The organism is Paraburkholderia sp. J94 (assembly GCF_905220285.1).
Taxonomy (GTDB): Bacteria; Pseudomonadota; Gammaproteobacteria; order Burkholderiales; family Burkholderiaceae; genus Paraburkholderia; species Paraburkholderia tropica_A.
In genome coordinates this window covers 12378-29805 of the sequence record NZ_CAJMZH010000021.1, presented here as the reverse complement: position 1 = coordinate 29805, position 17428 = coordinate 12378, and the positions used below count along the sequence as shown (strand labels likewise).

General features: G+C 66.6%; 15 protein-coding genes. 7 read left to right on the top strand and 8 right to left on the bottom strand.

Translation table 11 applies throughout. The features are described from left to right. The first annotated feature begins 99 nt into the window (after positions 1-99). Positions 100-1914, top strand: coding sequence for an aminopeptidase P family protein (locus U4Y88_RS33325; protein WP_321789141.1), 1815 nt, complete (start codon positions 100-102; stop codon positions 1912-1914). Positions 1915-1986: 72 nt separating this feature from the next. Continuing rightward, on the top strand, positions 1987-2610 hold the full coding sequence (locus U4Y88_RS33320) for an HAD family phosphatase (protein ID WP_321789205.1): 624 nt from the start codon (positions 1987-1989) through the stop codon (positions 2608-2610). 39 nt (positions 2611-2649) lie between these two features. Here U4Y88_RS33320 and U4Y88_RS33315 read toward each other — a convergent pair whose 3' ends face one another. The 3 genes from U4Y88_RS33315 to ychF all read right to left on the bottom strand — a co-directional run bounded on the left by U4Y88_RS33315 (position 2650) and on the right by ychF (position 7161). After that, positions 2650-3837 (bottom strand): DUF748 domain-containing protein, encoded by a 1188-nt coding sequence (locus tag U4Y88_RS33315; RefSeq protein WP_321789139.1) that lies wholly within the window; start codon positions 3835-3837, stop codon positions 2650-2652. 289 nt (positions 3838-4126) lie between these two features. Beyond that, on the bottom strand, positions 4127-5791 hold the full coding sequence (gene ettA / locus U4Y88_RS33310; RefSeq protein WP_224014239.1) for an energy-dependent translational throttle protein EttA: 1665 nt from the start codon (positions 5789-5791) through the stop codon (positions 4127-4129). Positions 5792-6066: 275 nt separating this feature from the next. Next, positions 6067-7161: a redox-regulated ATPase YchF gene (gene ychF / locus U4Y88_RS33305; RefSeq protein WP_224014247.1), complete on the bottom strand. Its 1095-nt coding sequence runs from the start codon at positions 7159-7161 to the stop codon at positions 6067-6069. Between the two features lie 408 nt (positions 7162-7569). On the opposite strand from ychF, the gene U4Y88_RS33300 reads away from it, so the two are divergent. The 4 genes from U4Y88_RS33300 to U4Y88_RS33285 all read left to right on the top strand — a co-directional run bounded on the left by U4Y88_RS33300 (position 7570) and on the right by U4Y88_RS33285 (position 12455). Then, positions 7570-8742 carry a UbiH/UbiF family hydroxylase gene (locus U4Y88_RS33300; RefSeq protein ID WP_321789137.1) on the top strand — a complete coding sequence of 391 codons (1173 nt, stop codon included), beginning with the start codon at positions 7570-7572 and terminating at the stop codon, positions 8740-8742. 215 nt (positions 8743-8957) lie between these two features. Further along, positions 8958-9689, top strand: a complete 732-nt coding sequence (locus tag U4Y88_RS33295) for a DsbC family protein (RefSeq protein ID WP_310632576.1) — start codon at positions 8958-8960, stop codon at positions 9687-9689. Between the two features lie 168 nt (positions 9690-9857). Beyond that, positions 9858-11648, top strand: coding sequence for a PDZ domain-containing protein (locus U4Y88_RS33290; RefSeq protein ID WP_321789135.1), 1791 nt, complete (start codon positions 9858-9860; stop codon positions 11646-11648). Between the two features lie 210 nt (positions 11649-11858). Further along, complete coding sequence (locus tag U4Y88_RS33285; protein ID WP_224014254.1) at positions 11859-12455, top strand: FMN-dependent NADH-azoreductase; 597 nt, start codon at positions 11859-11861, stop codon at positions 12453-12455. Between the two features lie 129 nt (positions 12456-12584). Here the strand turns inward: U4Y88_RS33285 and U4Y88_RS33280 are convergent, their stop codons facing one another. Next, complete coding sequence (locus U4Y88_RS33280; RefSeq protein ID WP_321789133.1) at positions 12585-13592, bottom strand: uracil-DNA glycosylase; 1008 nt, start codon at positions 13590-13592, stop codon at positions 12585-12587. Between the two features lie 200 nt (positions 13593-13792). On the opposite strand from U4Y88_RS33280, the gene U4Y88_RS33275 reads away from it, so the two are divergent. Then, positions 13793-14287, top strand: coding sequence for a class I SAM-dependent methyltransferase (locus U4Y88_RS33275; RefSeq protein WP_321789131.1), 495 nt, complete (start codon positions 13793-13795; stop codon positions 14285-14287). Positions 14288-14290: 3 nt separating this feature from the next. Here the strand turns inward: U4Y88_RS33275 and U4Y88_RS33270 are convergent, their stop codons facing one another. From U4Y88_RS33270 to U4Y88_RS33255, 4 genes are all read right to left on the bottom strand, one after another. Further along, positions 14291-14926: a CYTH domain-containing protein gene (locus tag U4Y88_RS33270; protein WP_310630347.1), complete on the bottom strand. Its 636-nt coding sequence runs from the start codon at positions 14924-14926 to the stop codon at positions 14291-14293. A 12-nt stretch (positions 14927-14938) separates the two neighbouring features. Continuing rightward, positions 14939-15724, bottom strand: a complete 786-nt coding sequence (gene trpC, locus U4Y88_RS33265) for an indole-3-glycerol phosphate synthase TrpC (RefSeq protein WP_321789129.1) — start codon at positions 15722-15724, stop codon at positions 14939-14941. Positions 15725-15792: 68 nt separating this feature from the next. Beyond that, positions 15793-16827 carry an anthranilate phosphoribosyltransferase gene (trpD, locus tag U4Y88_RS33260; RefSeq protein ID WP_224014263.1) on the bottom strand — a complete coding sequence of 345 codons (1035 nt, stop codon included), beginning with the start codon at positions 16825-16827 and terminating at the stop codon, positions 15793-15795. Positions 16828-16843: 16 nt separating this feature from the next. Then, complete coding sequence (locus U4Y88_RS33255; RefSeq protein WP_321789127.1) at positions 16844-17419, bottom strand: aminodeoxychorismate/anthranilate synthase component II; 576 nt, start codon at positions 17417-17419, stop codon at positions 16844-16846. Between the last annotated feature and the right edge of the window lie 9 nt (positions 17420-17428).

Sequence of the window (17428 nt, the reverse complement as noted above, 5' to 3'; positions counted from 1 at the left end):
CGCTTATGCCCGCTCCGTGGCCCGGCCACCGGCTGACGCACCCAAACTCGCATCTTTCGGCACACTTGAGGTGCCGGTCCCACATACGCAGGTGAAACCATGAACGCCCGACTTCCCGAAACGTCCACGATTCCCCAACGCATCGCCGCGCTGCGCGCCGCGATGGCGAGCGCGCACGTCGATGCGGCACTCGTGCCGTCCGCCGATCCGCATCTGTCCGAATACCTGCCGGGCCGCTGGCAGGGGCGCGAATGGCTCTCGGGTTTCACGGGCTCGGTCGGCACGCTGGTCGTGACGCAGGATTTCGCGGGCGTCTGGGTCGACAGCCGCTACTGGGTGCAGGCCGAGCAGCAGCTCGCGGGCACCGGCATCGCGCTGATGAAGATGATGGGCGGCCAGCAGACCGCGCCGCACGTCGACTGGCTCGCGCAGAACGTGCGCGCGGGCGGCACGGTGGCCGTCGACGGCGCGGTGCTCGGCGTGGCCGCGGCGCGCGCGCTGGGCGACGCGCTGACGTCGCGCGGCGTGACGCTGCGCACCGACCTCGATCTGCTCGACGACGTCTGGAGCGCCCGCCCGACGCTGCCGCTCGCGCCGGTCTACGAGCACGCCGCGCCGCACGCCGACACGCCGCGCGCGGGCAAGCTGGAGCAGGTGCGCCGCGCGATGGCGGAGAAGGGCGCGCACTGGCATTTCGTCTCGACGCTCGACGACCTCGCGTGGATCTTCAACCTGCGCGGCGCCGACGTGAGCTACAACCCGGTGTTCGTCGCGCACGCGCTGATCGGCCCGGACGACGCCACGCTGTTCGTCGCCGACGGCAAGGTGAGCGCCGACCTCGCGCAATCGCTCGCGCGCGACAAGGTGCGCGTCGCGCCCTACGCCGACGCCGCGAAAGCGCTCGCCGCGCTGCCCGCCGAAGCGGCGCTGCTGGTCGATCCGCGCCGAGTGACTTACGGCCTGCTGCAAGCGGTCGCGAAGGCCGTGAAGCTCGTGGAGTCGGTCAATCCGAGCACCTTCTTCAAGTCGCGCAAGACCGCCGCCGAAGCCGAACACGTGCGCGCGACGATGGAGCAGGACGGCGCGGCGCTCGCCGAATTCTTCGCGTGGTTCGAAGCGGCGCAGGGCCGCGAAACGATCACCGAACTCACCATCGACGAACAGCTGACGGCCGCGCGCAAACGCCGTCCGGGCTTCGTCTCGCTGTCGTTCGGCACGATCGCCGGTTTCAACGCGAACGGCGCGATGCCGCACTATCGCGCGAGCGCCGAATCGCACGCGGTGATCGAAGGCGACGGCCTGCTGCTGATCGATTCGGGCGGCCAGTATCTCGACGGCACGACCGACATCACGCGCGTCGTGCCTGTGGGCACGCCGAGCGCCGAACAGAAGCGCGATTTCACGCTCGTGCTCAAGGGCATGATGGCGCTGTCGCGCGCGCAGTTTCCGCGCGGCATCCGCTCGCCGATGCTCGACGCGCTCGCGCGCGCGCCGATCTGGGAAGCGGGCGCCGATTACGGCCACGGCACCGGTCACGGCGTGGGCTACTTTCTGAACGTGCACGAAGGTCCGCAGGTCATCTCGCACTACGCGCCCGCCGAGGCGTGGACGGCGATGGAAGAGGGCATGATCACGTCGGTCGAGCCGGGCATCTATCGTCCGGGCAAGTGGGGCGTGCGCATCGAAAATCTGGTGCTGAACCAGCCCGCTGAAAAAACCGAGTTCGGCGATTTCCTGAAATTCGAGACGCTCACGCTCTGCCCGATCGACACGCGCTGCATTGATCTGGCGCTGTTGCGCGAGGACGAGCGCGTGTGGCTCAATGCGTACCACCAGACGGTGCGCGTGCGCGTGTCGCCGCACGTGAGCGGCGACGCGCTCGCGTGGCTCGAAAAACGCACGCAGCCGATCTGATCTCTCTTCCGCCGCGCTTTGACGTTCGCGGAGCAGCGCGGCAAATCAACGGAGCGCAAACGTATGGCGAGCATGGCGATCAAGGCAGTGGTGTTCGACTTCGGTGGCGTGCTGGTCGACTGGAGTCCTGAGTATCTCTATCGCAAGCTGATTCCCGACGACGGCGAGCGCCGCTGGTTTCTCACCCATGTCTGCGCGATGGACTGGGTGGTGCGCCAGGACGGCGGCGAGCCCATCGCCGTCGGCACCGAGGAACTGGTCGGGCGCTTCCCCGAGCACGAAGCGCTGATCCGCGCGTTCTACGAGCGCTGGCACGAGATGATCGGCGGCCTGCTCGAAGGCGGCGTGGCCACGTTCGAGCGTCTGGAGGCGGCCGACGTGCCGATCTTCGGTCTCACGAACTGGTCCGCCGAGACCTTTCCGTGGGCGTGGGAGCGCTTCGGCATCCTGCGGCGCTGCCGCGACGTGGTGGTCTCGGGACGCGTGAAGCTCGTGAAGCCCGATCCGGCGATCTTCCACGAGATGTTCCGCCGCATCGAGGCGCAATTGCCGGGCGTGCAACCCGCCGAAATCGTCTTCATCGACGACAATGCGCACAACGCGCAAGCCGCCACGGCGCTCGGCTGGCACGGCGTGCATCACACGAGCAACGCGCAGACCGACGCCCAGTTGCGCGCGCTCGGCCTGCCGGTCTGAGGCGCGGTTTTCTCGCGCGGTCCTCGCGCTTTCCTTCGCTTATTTCGACGCCGCCGACGCGGGCGTGGCCGGTTGCAGCAGGCTGCGCAGCGCGTCGGCGATGCCCTTCGCGGTCTGCCCCGCGCCCTGCGCCACGCCTTGCGCGCTCACGCCGAGCGCCTGCGCGAAACCCGCGCGCAACTCGGTCATCAGGCTTTCGTCGAGGCGGAATTTCGGATCGTGCAGATTGCCGTCGAGCACGAAGCGCAGCCGGATATTGCCCTTGCGCGTCTTGAGCGCGGCCACGGCGGCGCGCGTCGGAATCGAGAGAAAGGTGTCGAGCGGGTCGCTGCTTTCGGCCAGTTGCAGCTGATGCAGCGTGATCGTGCCGGGCGCGTGGATGCGGTAGGCGCTCACCGTCGCGTTCAGGTCGAGGTCGAGCGTGCCGCCCGTGACGTTCGCCTTCGGCCCCGCCTTTTTCAGCAGATACGGATCGAGCATCGTGATGTCGACGTCGCGCAGCGTCGTGCGCGTCTGCGAGTCCTTGTTCGCGATGCGGACCCAGCCGCCGAAGCTCACGCGACCGGTGTGCTGCGGGCCTTTGAGCGCGCCGGTCACGGAGATGCGCGTCGGCTCGGCGAGCGCGGGCAGATGCACGTGATCGACCGACGCCTGCGCATCGCTGACCGTCACGCGCCACGGCGGATTGCCCACCGAGCGGTCGTAGAAGTCGAACACGCCATTCTCGAAACCGATGTGGTCGATCAACTTGTCGGCGGGAAGCTGGGTTTTGTCCGAAAGTGCGGTGTCCGAACCGCCCGATTCCGGCGGCGCGGCGGCGGCCATTTCCTTGCGCAGATTCGGCAGGATCTGGATCGTGCCGTTCTGGCGGCGCAGGACCGTCATCGCGAAGTCGCTGACCGTGACGTCGCGGATATGCACGCGATGCGCGAGCAGCGCGCGCAGATCGGGCGTGATGGTGATGCGGCGCGCGTGCAGCGTGTCGGCGGTGGGCCAGTCGGGCGGCGGCTTGAGGCGCACGTCGTCGAGTTCGACCGAATCGAGCGTGAACGCGACGTGGATGCGCGACGCCGTGCCGACGGGCGCGAGCGCCGCCTCGATGCGCGATTTCGCCTCGCGCTGCAACGCATAGAGGCCGCCGAGCGCGCCGAGCACGAGCACCGCAACGACGATCGCCGCGATCAGGACGATGCGGAAAACAGCGCGCGGACGATTCGGCGTCGACATGCGGGGCACCTTGCGGAAACGAAAGGGCGTGAGACAGCGCGTGCAGCAGGGCATGCAGCAGGGCGTGCAGCGGCGCAGGACTGCGCGGCAATGCGCAAAGGCAGTAGCGTAGCGCGTTCCCAGCAACCGGCATGCCGCGCGTGGCGGTGCCGCGTGGGTAATCACGCGGATCGTGTGCGGATCGAGCGCAACTCGCGCGCGCAAAAAAACGGCGGCCCGCAGGCCGCCGTCGTTCGCTGCGCCGCTCAGCGGCGGCGCGCGATGGGGGAGTTCAACGCAATCAGCGCAATCAACGCGAGATCGGCTTGTAGCGCAGACGCTTCGGACGCGCCGCTTCCTCGCCCAGACGCTTGATCTTGTCGGCCTCGTATTCCTGATAGTTGCCGTCGAAGAACGTGACTTGCGAGTCGCCTTCGAACGCCAGGATGTGCGTGGCGATACGGTCGAGGAACCAGCGATCGTGCGAGATCACCATCACCGAGCCCGCGAATTCGAGCAGGGCGTCTTCGAGCGCGCGCAGCGTTTCGACGTCGAGGTCGTTCGACGGTTCGTCCAGCAGCAGGACGTTGCCGCCCGAAATCAGCGTCTTGGCCAGATGCAGACGGCCGCGTTCACCGCCCGACAGGTTGCCGACGATCTTCTGCTGGTCGCCGCCCTTGAAGTTGAAGCGGCCGATGTACGCGCGCGACGGCGTTTCGTACTTGCCCACCGTCAGCACGTCGGCGCCGCCCGAGATTTCCTCGAACACGGTCTTGCTGGCGGCCAGCGCGTCGCGGCTCTGGTCGACGTAGGCGAGCTTGACCGTCGGACCTTGCACGATTTCGCCCGAATCCGGCTGCTCCTTGCCCGTGAGCATGCGGAACAGCGTCGACTTGCCGGCGCCGTTCGGTCCGATGATGCCGACGATCGCGCCCGCCGGAATCTTGAAGCTGAGGTCGTCGATCAGCAGACGGTCGCCGTACGACTTGCTGACGTTCTTGAACTCGATGACTTCGTTGCCCAGACGCTCGCCCGCCGGAATGAAGATTTCCTGCGTTTCGTTGCGCTTCTGGTAATCGGTGCTCGACAGTTCCTCGAAGCGCGCGATACGCGCCTTCGACTTCGCCTGACGGCCCTTCGGATTCTGGCGCACCCACTCCAGTTCCTTCTTGATGGCCTTCTGGCGCGCCGATTCCGTCGCTTCTTCCTGCTTCAGGCGCTCTTCCTTCTGGTCGAGCCAGCTGGAGTAGTTGCCCTTCCAGGGAATGCCGTGGCCGCGGTCGAGTTCGAGAATCCACTCGGCGGCGTTATCCAGGAAGTAGCGATCGTGGGTCACGGCGACGACCGTGCCCGGGAAGCGCGTGAGGAACTGTTCGAGCCACTCGACCGATTCGGCGTCCAGGTGGTTGGTCGGTTCGTCGAGCAGCAGCATGTCGGGCTTTTCGAGCAGCAGCTTGCACAGCGCCACGCGGCGCTTTTCACCGCCCGAGAGATTGCCGATCTTCGCGTCCCAGGCCGGCAGACGCAGGGCGTCGGCGGCGATTTCGATCTGCTGTTCGGCGCTGCCGTCGGTCGTGGCGAGGATCGCTTCGTACTTGGCCTGCTCGGCGGCCAGCGCGTCGAAGTCGGCGTCCGGCTCGGCATAGGCGGCGTAGATTTCGTCGAGCTTCTTCTGCGCGCCGAACACTTCGCCCAGACCTTCCTCGACGGCTTCGCGCACGGTCTTTTCCGGGTCGAGCTGCGGTTCCTGCGGCAGATAGCCGATGTTCAGGTTGGGCATCGGCGTGGCTTCGCCTTCGATGTCTTTGTCGACGCCGGCCATGATCTTGATGAGCGTGGACTTGCCCGAACCGTTCAGGCCGAGCAGACCGATCTTCGCGCCCGGGAAGAACGACAGCGAAATGTCCTTCAGGATCTGGCGTTTGGGCGGCACGATCTTGCCGACCCGGTTCATGGTGAAGACGTATTGGGCCATGAGAGTGTCTTTGGAGTCTGAAAAACGGGAGAAAAAGGGGCGGAATTCTGTCTTGAAACGCGGCGCGAGCCGCGTGCAGACCGCGCGATGATCGCCATCGGGCGGGATGCGCAAACCGCTATTGTACGGGGCGCGGGCGGCGCGGGAGAGATGGGCGGCCGCGGAGGGCGACAATCGGCCCGGCGCATCGTCGCCCGTAAAAAAGCCCGCTTGCAAGCGGGCTTTTTCGGCGCTTCCGGCGAACGTTGCTTAGACGTTGTGCCTGGACGTTGCGCTTAGACGTTAAACAGGAAGTTCATCACGTCGCCGTCGTGCACGACATATTCCTTGCCTTCGGCGCGCATCTTGCCGGCTTCCTTCGCGCCGGTTTCGCCCTTGTACTGGATGTAGTCGTCGAACGCGATGGTCTGCGCGCGGATGAAGCCGCGCTCGAAGTCCGTGTGGATCGCGCCGGCGGCCTGCGGGGCCGTGTCGCCGACATGGATCGTCCACGCGCGCACTTCCTTCACGCCTGCCGTGAAGTACGTTTGCAGGCCGAGCAGACGGAAGCCCGCGCGGATCACGCGGTCGAGGCCCGGCTCCTGCATGCCCATGTCGGCGAGGAACGCGGCCTTGTCTTCGTCGTCGAGGTCGGCGATTTCGGCTTCGATTGCGGCGCACACGGCCACGACCGGCGCACCTTCGGCTTCGGCGTGCTTGCGCACGGCGTCGAGGTACGGGTTGTTCTCGAAGCCGTCGTCCTTCACGTTCGCGACGTACATCGTCTTCTTCGCGGTGATCAGGCAGAACGGCTTGAGGAGCGCCAGCTCGTCTTCGTTCAGGTCGAGCGCGCGCACGGGCTTGGCCTGGTCGAGCTGCGCGCGCGCTTTTTCGAGCACGGCGACGAGCTTCGCGGCTTCCTTGTCGTTGCCCGACTTGGCGGCCTTCGAGTAGCGCGTGAGCGACTTTTCGACGGTGGCGAGGTCGGCGAGCGCCAGTTCGGTGTTGATGACTTCGATGTCGGCGAGCGGATCGACCTTGCCCGCGACGTGGATCACGTTTTCGTCTTCGAAGCAGCGCACGACGTGTGTGATCGCATCGGTTTCGCGGATGTTGGCGAGGAACTGGTTGCCCAGGCCTTCACCCTTGCTCGCGCCCGCGACCAGGCCCGCGATGTCGACGAACTCGACCACGGCCGGCACGACGCGCTCGGGCTTGACGATCTCCGAGAGCGCCTTCAGGCGCGGATCCGGCACTTCCACGACGCCGACGTTCGGCTCGATCGTGCAGAACGGATAGTTCTCGGCGGCGATGCCTGCCTTGGTCAGCGCGTTGAAGAGGGTGGACTTGCCGACGTTAGGCAAGCCGACGATGCCGCATTTGAGGCTCATGGAAATCTCTGCATGTCAGGGTGGCGACGTGCGGCGCGCCGGGCTCGGGCGTCCGCTGCCTGGCAGTGCCGGCGCTCGCCTGGAGGCGAGCCGGGGACGGCCCGGAATGCACGTCGGGGGCGTGACGCGAAGTCACGAAAACCGTAATTGTAACCTTGTCCGCGCGCGGCTTTGGTGAGCGGTGCGCCGCAATGGCGGGGCGCGGAAAAGGGCGCTATCGGCGGGCATGCCGCGCATGCCGCGAAACGGCGCGCGGCTCGACCGGAATCCGCTGAATCGAATGTCGGCCGATGCGCCGCCGATGCGTCGCCGATGTGTCGCCCCGCGCGCCGCCGCACCCGCTTGCCGCACCGCAACATCGCGCCCATCCGGCCCTGTCTCACAAGGGCCCGCGGCTATAATGCGCGGATGACTGCAAGCAACCAGACCTTTGACGTCGCCGTGATCGGCGGCGGGCTCGTCGGCAAGGCGGCGGCGCTGGCGCTGACCCAGAACGGCCTGCGCGTGGCGCTGCTCGCGCAGCCTTGCGCGCCGCTGCCGCCCGGCGCCGTGTTCGACGCGCGCGTCTACGCCTTTTCGCGCAGCTCGCAGGCGCTGTTCGAGCGGCTGCGGGTCTGGCAGGCGGCGGACGCCACGCGGCTCACGCCCGTCTACGACATGCGCGTGTTCGGCGACGCCGCCGCGGAACTGCACTTCTCGGCGTATCAGGCGTCGGTGTCGCAGCTCGCGTGGATCGCCGAATCGTCGCTGATCGAGCGCGCGATGGACTCCGCGCTGCATTTCCAGCCCAATCTCACGTGGATCGACTCGCGCGCGCAAACGCTCGACGTCAATCCCGGCGCCGCCGTGGTCGGCCTCGCGAACGGCCGCACGATCGAGGCCGATCTGGCCATCGGCGCCGACGGCGCGCATTCGTGGGTGCGCGCGCAGATCGGCGCGAAGGTCGAGCGCCGCGACTATCGGCAAACCGGCGTGGTCGCCAATTTCCGCGCGGAAAAACCGCACGGCGAATGCGCGTATCAATGCTTCCGCGACGGCGAGATCATCGCGTTGCTGCCGCTGCCCGATCAGCACGTGTCGCTCGTCTGGTCGGCGCAGACGGATCACGCCGACGAACTGCTCACGCTCGAACCGGAGCAGCTCGCCGCCGAAGTGGAGCGCGTCACGCAGCGCCAGCACGGCGCGCTCGAATGCGTCACGCCCGCGCGCGGCTTCCCGCTCTCGCTGCAAACCGTCGACAAGCTGATCGCGCCGCGCGTCGCGCTGGTCGGCGACGCCGCGCATCTGATCCACCCGCTCGCGGGTCAGGGCGTCAATCTCGGGCTGCGCGACGTGGCCGCGCTCGTCGATGTCGTCACGCAGAAGGAAGCGTTCCGCGATCTCGGCGACACGGTTCTGCTGCGCCGCTACGAACGCGGCCGCCGCGAAGACATCCAGAAGCTCGTCGTGGCCACCGACGGTCTGCAGCGTATCTTCGCCGTGCCCGGCACGCTCGCGCGCGCCGTGCGCAACACCGGCATGGCGTTTGTCGGCGCGCAGCCGCTCGTCAAGCGCTGGCTCGTGGCGTCGGCGCTCGGCTGAATTCCCGACTGGCTTCCGTCTGGGCACGCACGCACGCGCGGGACATTTCCGGTACCGCGCCGCGAGGCAGCTTAGAATGGATGTTTGAGCCAGCGGCGAAGAATCGGGACGTTCCGCGACGCCGCTTCGCCAACGGGTTCGCCGCGAACCCATCCGCAACGTTTCGCGCGCGACGCTTCGCATCGCGCCGCGCGCCCGAATCAGGAATGCTTCACATGCAAAAGCGTATTCGCATTGCCGCGCTCGCCCTCGCGACGGTCGCTTCGGTGCTCGGCTGCTCGGCGCAAGCCGACCAGACCACGGACAAGATCAAGACGGCGCTGCAGTCGCGCCTCGGCATCGACAGCGGCGACATCAAGGGCATCACCAAGGCGCCGGTCGCGGGCCTCTACGAGGTGAACCTCGGCTCGCAGATCGTCTACAGCGACGCCAACGGCGACTACGTGCTGACCGGCGACCTCATCGACGCCAAGGCGCACCGCAATCTCACCGAATCGCGCCTCGCCGAAATCAACAAGATCGACTTCTCGAAGCTGCCGCTCGAAAACGCGGTGAAGGTCGTGAAGGGCGACGGCAAGCGCAAGATCGCCGTGTTCTCCGACCCGAACTGCCCGTACTGCCATCAGCTCGAAACCACGCTGAAGTCGGTCGACAACGTGACGGTCTACACCTTCCTGTATCCGGTGCTGTCCCCGGATTCCACGCAGAAGGCCAAGCAGATCTGGTGTTCGTCGGACCGCGCGAAGGCGTGGGAATCGTGGATGGTGGACCGCAAGGCGCCCACGGCCGCCGGCACCTGCAACACCGCCGCGATCGACAGCAATCTCCAGCTGGGCGCGAAGATGAACGTGACCGGTACGCCCACCGTGATCCTCGCCGACGGCACCCGCCTGCCGGGCGCGGTCAGCGCGGACCGGCTCGAAAGCGCCTTGAGCGCCGCTCGCTGACGCGAAACCCGATACGCCGGCCGCCTTTGCGGCCGGTGCTTTTTTGTCCGCCGTTTTTTTGCTGCAGAGTTCTATCGACGCGCGCGACGCGATCCGCCACGAATGCGCCGCCGCCGCTGTCCGCGAACCCCGCCGAACCCGCTGAACCGAACACCACCGATCCCGCCGATGAAGCCGATCCGATACACCATCGTCCCGAAGAACCCCGCCGCGCATCTGTTCGAAGTGACGCTCACCGTCGACGATCCCGCGCCGGACGGCCAGCGCTTCATGCTGCCCGTGTGGATTCCGGGCAGCTACATGGTGCGCGAGTTCGCGCGCAACATCGTTACGCTGCGCGCCGTCAACGACGCGGGCCGCAAGGTGCGCGTGAGCAAGACCGACAAGCACACGTGGCAGGCCGCGCCGGTGAAGGGCGCGCTCACGCTGCGCTACGAGGTCTACGCGTGGGATCTCTCGGTGCGCGCCGCGCATCTGGACGACACGGCGGGCTTCTTCAACGGCACGAGCGTGTTTCTCGCGGCGCTCGGCCATGAAGAGGCGCAGCACGTCGTCGATATCCAGCGCCCGGACGGCCACGCGTACCGTCACTGGCGCGTCGCCACTGCGCTCACCGAGGCGCGCGGCACCAAGCGCTACGGCTTCGGCGAGTACGCGGCCATGAACTACGACGAGCTGATCGACCATCCGGTGACGCTCGGCGACTTCACGCTCGCGAGCTTCAAGGCGCACGGCGTGCCGCACGACATCGTGATCGCCGGGCGCGTGGTGGCGCTCGACATGGAGCGCCTCGCCGCCGATCTGCAGAAGATCTGCGAGGCGCAGATCTCGCTGTTCGAGCCGCGCACGAAGCGCGCGCCGATGGAGCGCTACGTGTTCATGACGCAGGCGGTCAGCGACGGCTACGGCGGCCTCGAACACCGCGCCTCGACGGCGCTGATCTGCAACCGCACCGATCTGCCCGTGAAGGGCAAGCCCGAGACCTCGGACGGCTACCGCACCTATCTCGGCCTGTGCAGCCACGAGTACTTCCACACCTGGAACGTGAAGCGCATCAAGCCCGCCGCGTTCGTGCCGTACGACTTCACGCGCGAGGACTACACGTCGCTGCTGTGGCTGTTCGAAGGGTTCACCTCGTACTACGACGACCTGATCCTCGTGCGTAGCGGCCTGATTTCCGCCGACGATTACTTCGGCCTCGTCGGCAAGACGGTCGCCGGCGTGCTGCGCGGCGCGGGGCGTCTGAAGCAGAGCGTCGCCGAAAGCTCCTTCGACGCGTGGGTGAAGTACTACCGCCAGGACGAAAACGCGGCCAACGCCATCGTCAGCTACTACACGAAGGGCTCGCTCGTCGCGCTCGCATTCGATCTGACGATTCGCGCCGAAACCAGCGGCCGCAAGTCGCTCGACGACGTGATGCGCCTGCTGTGGCAGCGTTACGGCCGCGACTTCTATCGCGGCAAGCCGGTGGGCGTGGGCGAGGACGACGTCGAGGCGCTGATCGCCGAGGCGACCGGCGTGGAACTGGGCGCGCTCTTTAGCGACGCGGTGCGCGGCACGCGCGATCTGCCGCTCGCGGCGCTGCTCGAACCGTTCGGCGTGAAGCTCGAAGGCGAGCCGGAGCGCGGCGCGAAGCCGTCGCTGGGCGCGCGCCTGCGCGGCGGCGCGGAGGCCACGCTGGCGGTCGTCTACGAGGGCGGCGCGGCGCAGAAGGCCGGTCTCTCGGCCGGCGACACGCTGGTGGCGCTCGACGGCCTGCGCGTGACCGGCTCGAACCTCGACGGCCTGCTCGCGCGCTATCAGCCGGGCGCGAAGGTCGAGATCCACGCGTTCCGCCGCGACGAACTGCGCGTCGCGCGTCTGACCCTCGATCAGCCCGATGTCGCGCGCTACAAGCTCAGCGTCACCGACAAGCGGCCCGCGCCGCGTGCCTTGCGCGAGCGCTGGCTGGCGGTCTGATGCTGACTGGACGGGCATCGGCGCGCGCGGGTTGTCAGCGGGCGTCGGCGAGAACGGCTGGATCTCATCGATCCGGCCGTTTTTTTATCCCGGGGATTGTTCTACCGTTGCAACAATCCGTCATCGGCGGAGGTCTTTTTCGCGAGGCGGCAAAAAAACACAATGCCTTCACTCGCGCAACGTTGCGCAAACAGACCCGAAGGAGCCACCATGACCACGATCCTGCAAATCAATTCCGCCGCCCGCTCGCAAGGCGCCCAGTCGACGCTGCTCGTCAACGAACTGACGGAGAAGCTGCAACAGTCGAACGCCGGCGCGAAGGTCGTCACGCGCAACCTGCAAGCCGACCCGCTGCCGCACCTCGACGACGCCGTGCTCGGCGCGTTCTTCACGCCCGCCGACCAGCGTTCGCCGGAACAGCAAGCGATCGCCGCGCGCAGCGAAGCGCTGATCGCCGAACTGCAAGCCGCGGACATCGTCGTGATCGGCGCACCGCTGTACAACTTCGGCATCTCGTCGCAACTGAAGACGTACTTCGACTGGATCGCCCGCGCCGGCATCACGTTCCAGTACACGGCGAACGGTCCCGAAGGCCTCGTGAAGGGCAAGAAGGTGTTCGTGGTTTCGGCACGCGGCGGCAAGTACCAAGGCACCCCGCACGACAGCCAGACGCCGTACCTGAAGTCGTTCCTCGGCTTCCTCGGCATGACCGACGTGAGCTTCATCTACGCTGAAGGCCTGAACATGGGCCCGGACGCAGCCAGCGCCGCACTCGCGAGCGCACGCGAGGCAATCGCGGCTGCCTAAGCCCGATTCCTCCGCTGCAAAGCAAAACGCCACGAAAGCGATTTCGTGGCGTTTTTTCTTGCGCGCGCGCTTCGTGGGGCGCGGGCGCTGGGCGGATCAGTGAATCCGCAGATCCGCTGGATTCGCAGATCAGGCCAGCACTTCGCCGACCTCGGGCAGACGCCATTCGATCGGCGCGCGGTCGTGCGCCTGCAAATACGCGTTGGCCTGCACGAAGTGCCCGCAGCCCAGAAAGCCGCGATGCGCCGACAACGGTGACGGATGCGGCGCTTCCAGCACGCAATGCTCGCCGTTGCCGAGCAGCGCGCGCTTGTTCTGCGCGTGCGCGCCCCACAGCATGAACACGAGATGCTTGTGGCGCGTGGCCAGTTCGTGGATCAGCGTGTCGGTGCAGCGTTCCCAGCCGCGTTTCGCGTGGCTCGCCGCGTTCGCGCGCTCGACCGTCAGCACGGTGTTGAGCAGCAGCACGCCCTGACGCGCCCAGGCGTCGAGACAGCCGTGCGCGGGCGCGTCGATGCCGAGACTCGCCGCGATTTCCTTGAACATGTTGCGCAGTGACGGCGGCGGACGCACGCCCGGCGGCACCGAAAACGCGAGACCGTGCGCTTGCGGCGTGCCGCGGTCGTCGCCGTGATACGGGTCCTGGCCGAGGATCACCACTTTCACGTCGTCGGGCGAGGTGAGGCGCAGCGCGCGGAACACATCGGCGGGATAAACGGTCTTGCCGGCGGCGCGCTCGTCGTCGACGAAACGGCACAGCGGCGCGTAGGCGTCGCTCGCGGTGAACGGCGTGAGCAGGTCGCGCCAGGCGTCGGGCAGGGCGGCGAACTGGTCTTCGAGGCGCGGCGTGTCGGAAACCTGGGACATGATGGCTAGCTGGGTGTCGGATGCGTGGGTGTCAGGCGCAGCGGCGCTCGCAAGCGCGGGTTGCGCCGCGTGCGCCGGAATCGGGTTCGCGAGTGCGGGCGCCGGGAATTCGTCGGCGTCGAACAGCGAGAAAATCGTGATCTGACGCGGATCGACCTCGGGCTGCGCCGGTTCGTCGAGCGTGGCCTGCGCGGCGTCGGGCGCTTCGTCGTCGAAAAGCGAAGTCTGCACCGGCTGCGCGAGGCGCGTCGTGCGTTTTGTGGGAGTCATGGGCGGCAAGTGTCGCAGCAATCGCGCGGGGATTCAATGCAGTGCGGCGCGATCCGGTGCGTTTCGAGACGCGCTTCGAGGTGCGTTTCGGTGCGCGGCGAACGGGGCATCGACGATTCAGTCCGGGGATTTTTGATATGGGTGTTTTTGAGCGCGCCCTATAGTCCCGTGCGTACTAACTGACATCGACAGAGGCTGACGTGAGCAACACCAAGACACTCGATTTAGGCTGCGGCCCGAATCTGAAGAATCCGTTCAATGCGAACGAGCTCTACGGGGTCGACGTTCGCAATCTGGGGCCGAACATCGTCTCCGCCGACCTCGTGATCGAGCCGATTCCGTTCGAATCCGGGATGTTCGATTTCGTCACGGCGTTCGATTTCATCGAGCACGTGCCACGGCTGCTCTACGCGCCGCAGCGCCGCAACTGCTTTGTCGAGCTGATGAACGAGATCTGGCGCGTGCTGAAAGTCGGCGGGCAGTTTCTTTCGCTGACACCGGCCTATCCGCACGCATCCACGTTTCGCGACCCGACGCACGTGAATTTCATCACCGAAGAAACGTTCCCGCTTTACTTCGACGACAAGCACCGGTGGGCCGACATGTACGGCTTCACCGGCGCATTCGAGATCATCGAGCAGCAGTGGCACGGCCCGCATCTGCTGTCGCGGATGCGCAAGGTCGAGTTGGCCTGAGTTTCAGCCTTCGCGCAGCTGGTAACCGCGCTGCGCCTTGCTGATGTCGTCGGGCGCGAGACCCGGCAGCGCTTGCGCGAGTTCGGCCGCGAGCGCGCGCAGCGCGGCTTCGCCATCGTCCTTCGCGGCCTTCAGTTCGAGCTCGATTTCGCAGATCGGCGTGCTGCGCGCCTCGCCGTTCACATCGGCCGTGATTTCGCCCTGATCGACGGCCGCTTCCACCTGCGCGCCGCCGACGTCGAGCGTCCACAGCGTGCGCGTGAAATCGGTGCGAAAGAGCGGAATGAGCGCCGAAGCGGCGCCGGACAGCGCCGTCGAGACGCCCGATTCGTCGCACTCGTGCAGCAGCCTGTCGATCTCGAGCGCCTCGCCCGCGACCGGCATTTCCCACTCGTGACGCGCGTGCAGACCGTTCTGCGACACGCCCACCGTCTTGAACGTTTGCAGCCAGCCCTCGGGCGCGCGGCGCAGTCGCAGCGCGCTTTTCGCGCGCGCGAGCGTGAGCTGCGGCGTGTCGAAGTAGATGTTTTCGAGCCGGATCGGATGACCCGGCGCGCCCGCGCGCGCTTCGAAGAAACGCAGCGCCGCGTCGACCTGGTCCTGCGGCAGCGCGAGCTTGATTTCGCGTTCGATACCCATGTCGCTACGCGCTCAGAAGAACATGCGCGCGAGTTCCGCGCCCGGCTGTTCCGCGCGCATGAACGCCTCGCCGACGAGGAAGCTATGCACGGACAGCTCGCGCATCTTTTCGACATCGGCGCGCGAAAGAATGCCCGATTCCGTCACGACGATGCGGTCTTCGGGCACGTCGTCGAGCATGCCGATGGTGGTTTGCAGCGTGGTTTCGAAGGTGCGCAGATTGCGGTTGTTGATGCCGATGAGCGGCGTCTTCAGCGTGAGCGCGTGATCGAGTTCGGCGCGGTCGTGCACTTCGACGAGCACCGCGAGACCGAGCGAATGCGCGAGCGCTTCGAGGTCGCGCATCTGGCCCGGTTCGAGCGCGGCGGCGATCAGCAGGATCGCGTCGGCGCCCATCGCGCGCGCTTCGACGATCTGGTACGGATCGACGATGAAGTCCTTGCGCAACACCGGCAGGTCGCACGCGGCGCGCGCGGCTTGCAGATACGCGACGCTGCCCTGGAAGAACTGCACGTCGGTGAGCACGGACAGGCACGCGGCGCCGTGACCGGCGTACGAGCGCGCGATCTCGGCGGGATCGAAGTTTTCGCGCAGCACGCCTTTCGACGGGCTGGCCTTCTTCACTTCGGCGATCACGGCCGCCTGGCCGTTCGCGTGCTTCGCGCGCAGCGCGCCGACGAAGTCGCGCAGATCGCGCGAACTCGCCGCGAGACGCAGTTCTTCGAGCGGGGCGCTCTGTTCCGCGGCGCGCACTTCTTCGCGCTTCACGGCGATGATTTTTTCGAGGATGTCGCTCATGGTTTCAACAAAATTCGGCTAAAAACGGTGCGGGATCAGCGTGTTAATCAGCGTGTCAACTACGCAGGTCACGCACGCTTGAACTGTTGCGTGAAGCGTACCAGTTCGTCGACTTTGGCGCGCGCGCGGCCGCTGGCGAGCGTTTCGCGCGCCAGCGCGATGCCGTCGGCGATCGAGTTCGTGACGTTGGCCGAGTAGAGCGCGGTGCCCGCGTTCAGCGTGACGATTTCGCGCGCCGTGCCCGGCTCGTTCGCGAGCGCGCCGAGCAGCATCGCCTTCGACTCGTCGGCGTTTTCGACCTTGAGCGAGCGGTTCGAGACCATCTGCAGGCCGAAGTCTTCGGGGTGGATTTCGTACTCGCGAATCTCGCCGTCCTTCAGCTCGCCGACCAGCGTGGCCGCGCCGAGCGAGACCTCGTCCATGCCGTCCTTGCCGTACACCACGAGCACGTGCTTCGCGCCGAGGCGCTGCATCACGCGCACCTGAATGCCGACGAGGTCCGGGTGGAACACGCCCATCAGCTGATTGGGCGCGCCGGCCGGATTCGTGAGCGGGCCGAGGATGTTGAAGATGGTGCGCACGCCCAGTTCGCGGCGCACGGCGGCGATGTTTTTCATCGCCGGATGATGGTTGGGCGCGAACATGAAGCCCATGCCCGTTTCGGCGATCGACGCGGCCACCTGGTCCGGCTGCAGGTCGATGTTCACGCCGAGCGCTTCGAGCACGTCCGCGCTGCCCGACTTGCTCGACACGCCGCGATTGCCGTGCTTCGCGACCTTCGCGCCCGCCGCCGCGACGACGAACATCGACGCCGTGGAGATGTTGAACGTGTGCGAGCCGTCGCCGCCGGTGCCGACGATGTCGATGAAGTTCGAGTTGTCCTTCACTTCGACGTGGTTCGCGAACTCGCGCATCACGGTCGCGGCCGCCGCGATCTCGCCGATGGTTTCCTTCTTGACGCGCAGGCCCGTGATGATGGCCGCCGAGAGCACGGGCGAGAGCTCGCCGCGCATGATCATGCGCATGAGATGGAGCATCTCGTCGTGGAAGATCTCGCGGTGCTCGATCGTGCGTTGCAGCGCTTCCTGCGGGGTAATGGACATGGTGCTCGCCTCCGTATCAAGCGCTGTGGGTCTGCTTCAGGAAATTCTCGAACAGCGCGTGGCCGTGCTCCGAGAGGATCGATTCGGGATGGAACTGCACGCCTTCGACCGCGAGTTCGCGGTGACGCACGCCCATGATTTCGCCGTCGTCGGTCCACGCGGTCACTTCGAGGCAATCGGGCAGCGACTCGCGCTCGATCGCGAGCGAGTGATAGCGCGTGACGTTGAAGTGCTTCGGCAGATCGGCGAACACGCCCTTGCAGTCGGTTTCGATCTGGCTGACCTTGCCGTGCATGATGGTTTTCGCGCGCACCACGCGGCCGCCGAACGCCTCGCCGATAGCCTGATGGCCGAGGCACACGCCGAGAATCGGCGTCTTGCCCGCGAACTCGCTCAGCACGGCGAGCGTGATGCCCGCGTGCTGCGGGTTGCTCGGTCCCGGCGAAAGGCAGATGCGCTTCGGGTTGAGCGCCTTGATCTCGTCGATGGTGATTTCGTCGTTGCGATACGTGCGCACGTCTTCGCCGAGTTCGCCGAAGTACTGGACGATGTTGTAGGTAAACGAATCGTAGTTGTCGATCATGAGCAACATGGTCTTTCT

Excerpts from the sequence above, each read along its gene's own strand:
- U4Y88_RS33290 (WP_321789135.1), top strand. The coding sequence starts at position 9,858 with ATGAAGCCGATCCGATACACCATCGTCCCGAAGAACCCCGCCGCGCAT.
- U4Y88_RS33315 (WP_321789139.1), bottom strand. The coding sequence starts at position 3,837 with ATGTCGACGCCGAATCGTCCGCGCGCTGTTTTCCGCATCGTCCTGATC.
- ychF (WP_224014247.1), bottom strand. The coding sequence starts at position 7,161 with ATGAGCCTCAAATGCGGCATCGTCGGCTTGCCTAACGTCGGCAAGTCC.
- ettA (WP_224014239.1), bottom strand. The coding sequence starts at position 5,791 with ATGGCCCAATACGTCTTCACCATGAACCGGGTCGGCAAGATCGTGCCG.
- U4Y88_RS33280 (WP_321789133.1), bottom strand. The coding sequence starts at position 13,592 with ATGACTCCCACAAAACGCACGACGCGCCTCGCGCAGCCGGTGCAGACT.
- U4Y88_RS33270 (WP_310630347.1), bottom strand. The coding sequence starts at position 14,926 with ATGGGTATCGAACGCGAAATCAAGCTCGCGCTGCCGCAGGACCAGGTC.
- trpD (WP_224014263.1), bottom strand. The coding sequence starts at position 16,827 with ATGTCCATTACCCCGCAGGAAGCGCTGCAACGCACGATCGAGCACCGC.
- U4Y88_RS33325 (WP_321789141.1), top strand. The coding sequence starts at position 100 with ATGAACGCCCGACTTCCCGAAACGTCCACGATTCCCCAACGCATCGCC.
- trpC (WP_321789129.1), bottom strand. The coding sequence starts at position 15,724 with ATGAGCGACATCCTCGAAAAAATCATCGCCGTGAAGCGCGAAGAAGTG.
- U4Y88_RS33295 (WP_310632576.1), top strand. The coding sequence starts at position 8,958 with ATGCAAAAGCGTATTCGCATTGCCGCGCTCGCCCTCGCGACGGTCGCT.
- U4Y88_RS33285 (WP_224014254.1), top strand. The coding sequence starts at position 11,859 with ATGACCACGATCCTGCAAATCAATTCCGCCGCCCGCTCGCAAGGCGCC.
- U4Y88_RS33320 (WP_321789205.1), top strand. The coding sequence starts at position 1,987 with ATGGCGATCAAGGCAGTGGTGTTCGACTTCGGTGGCGTGCTGGTCGAC.
- U4Y88_RS33300 (WP_321789137.1), top strand. The coding sequence starts at position 7,570 with ATGACTGCAAGCAACCAGACCTTTGACGTCGCCGTGATCGGCGGCGGG.
- U4Y88_RS33255 (WP_321789127.1), bottom strand. The coding sequence starts at position 17,419 with ATGTTGCTCATGATCGACAACTACGATTCGTTTACCTACAACATCGTC.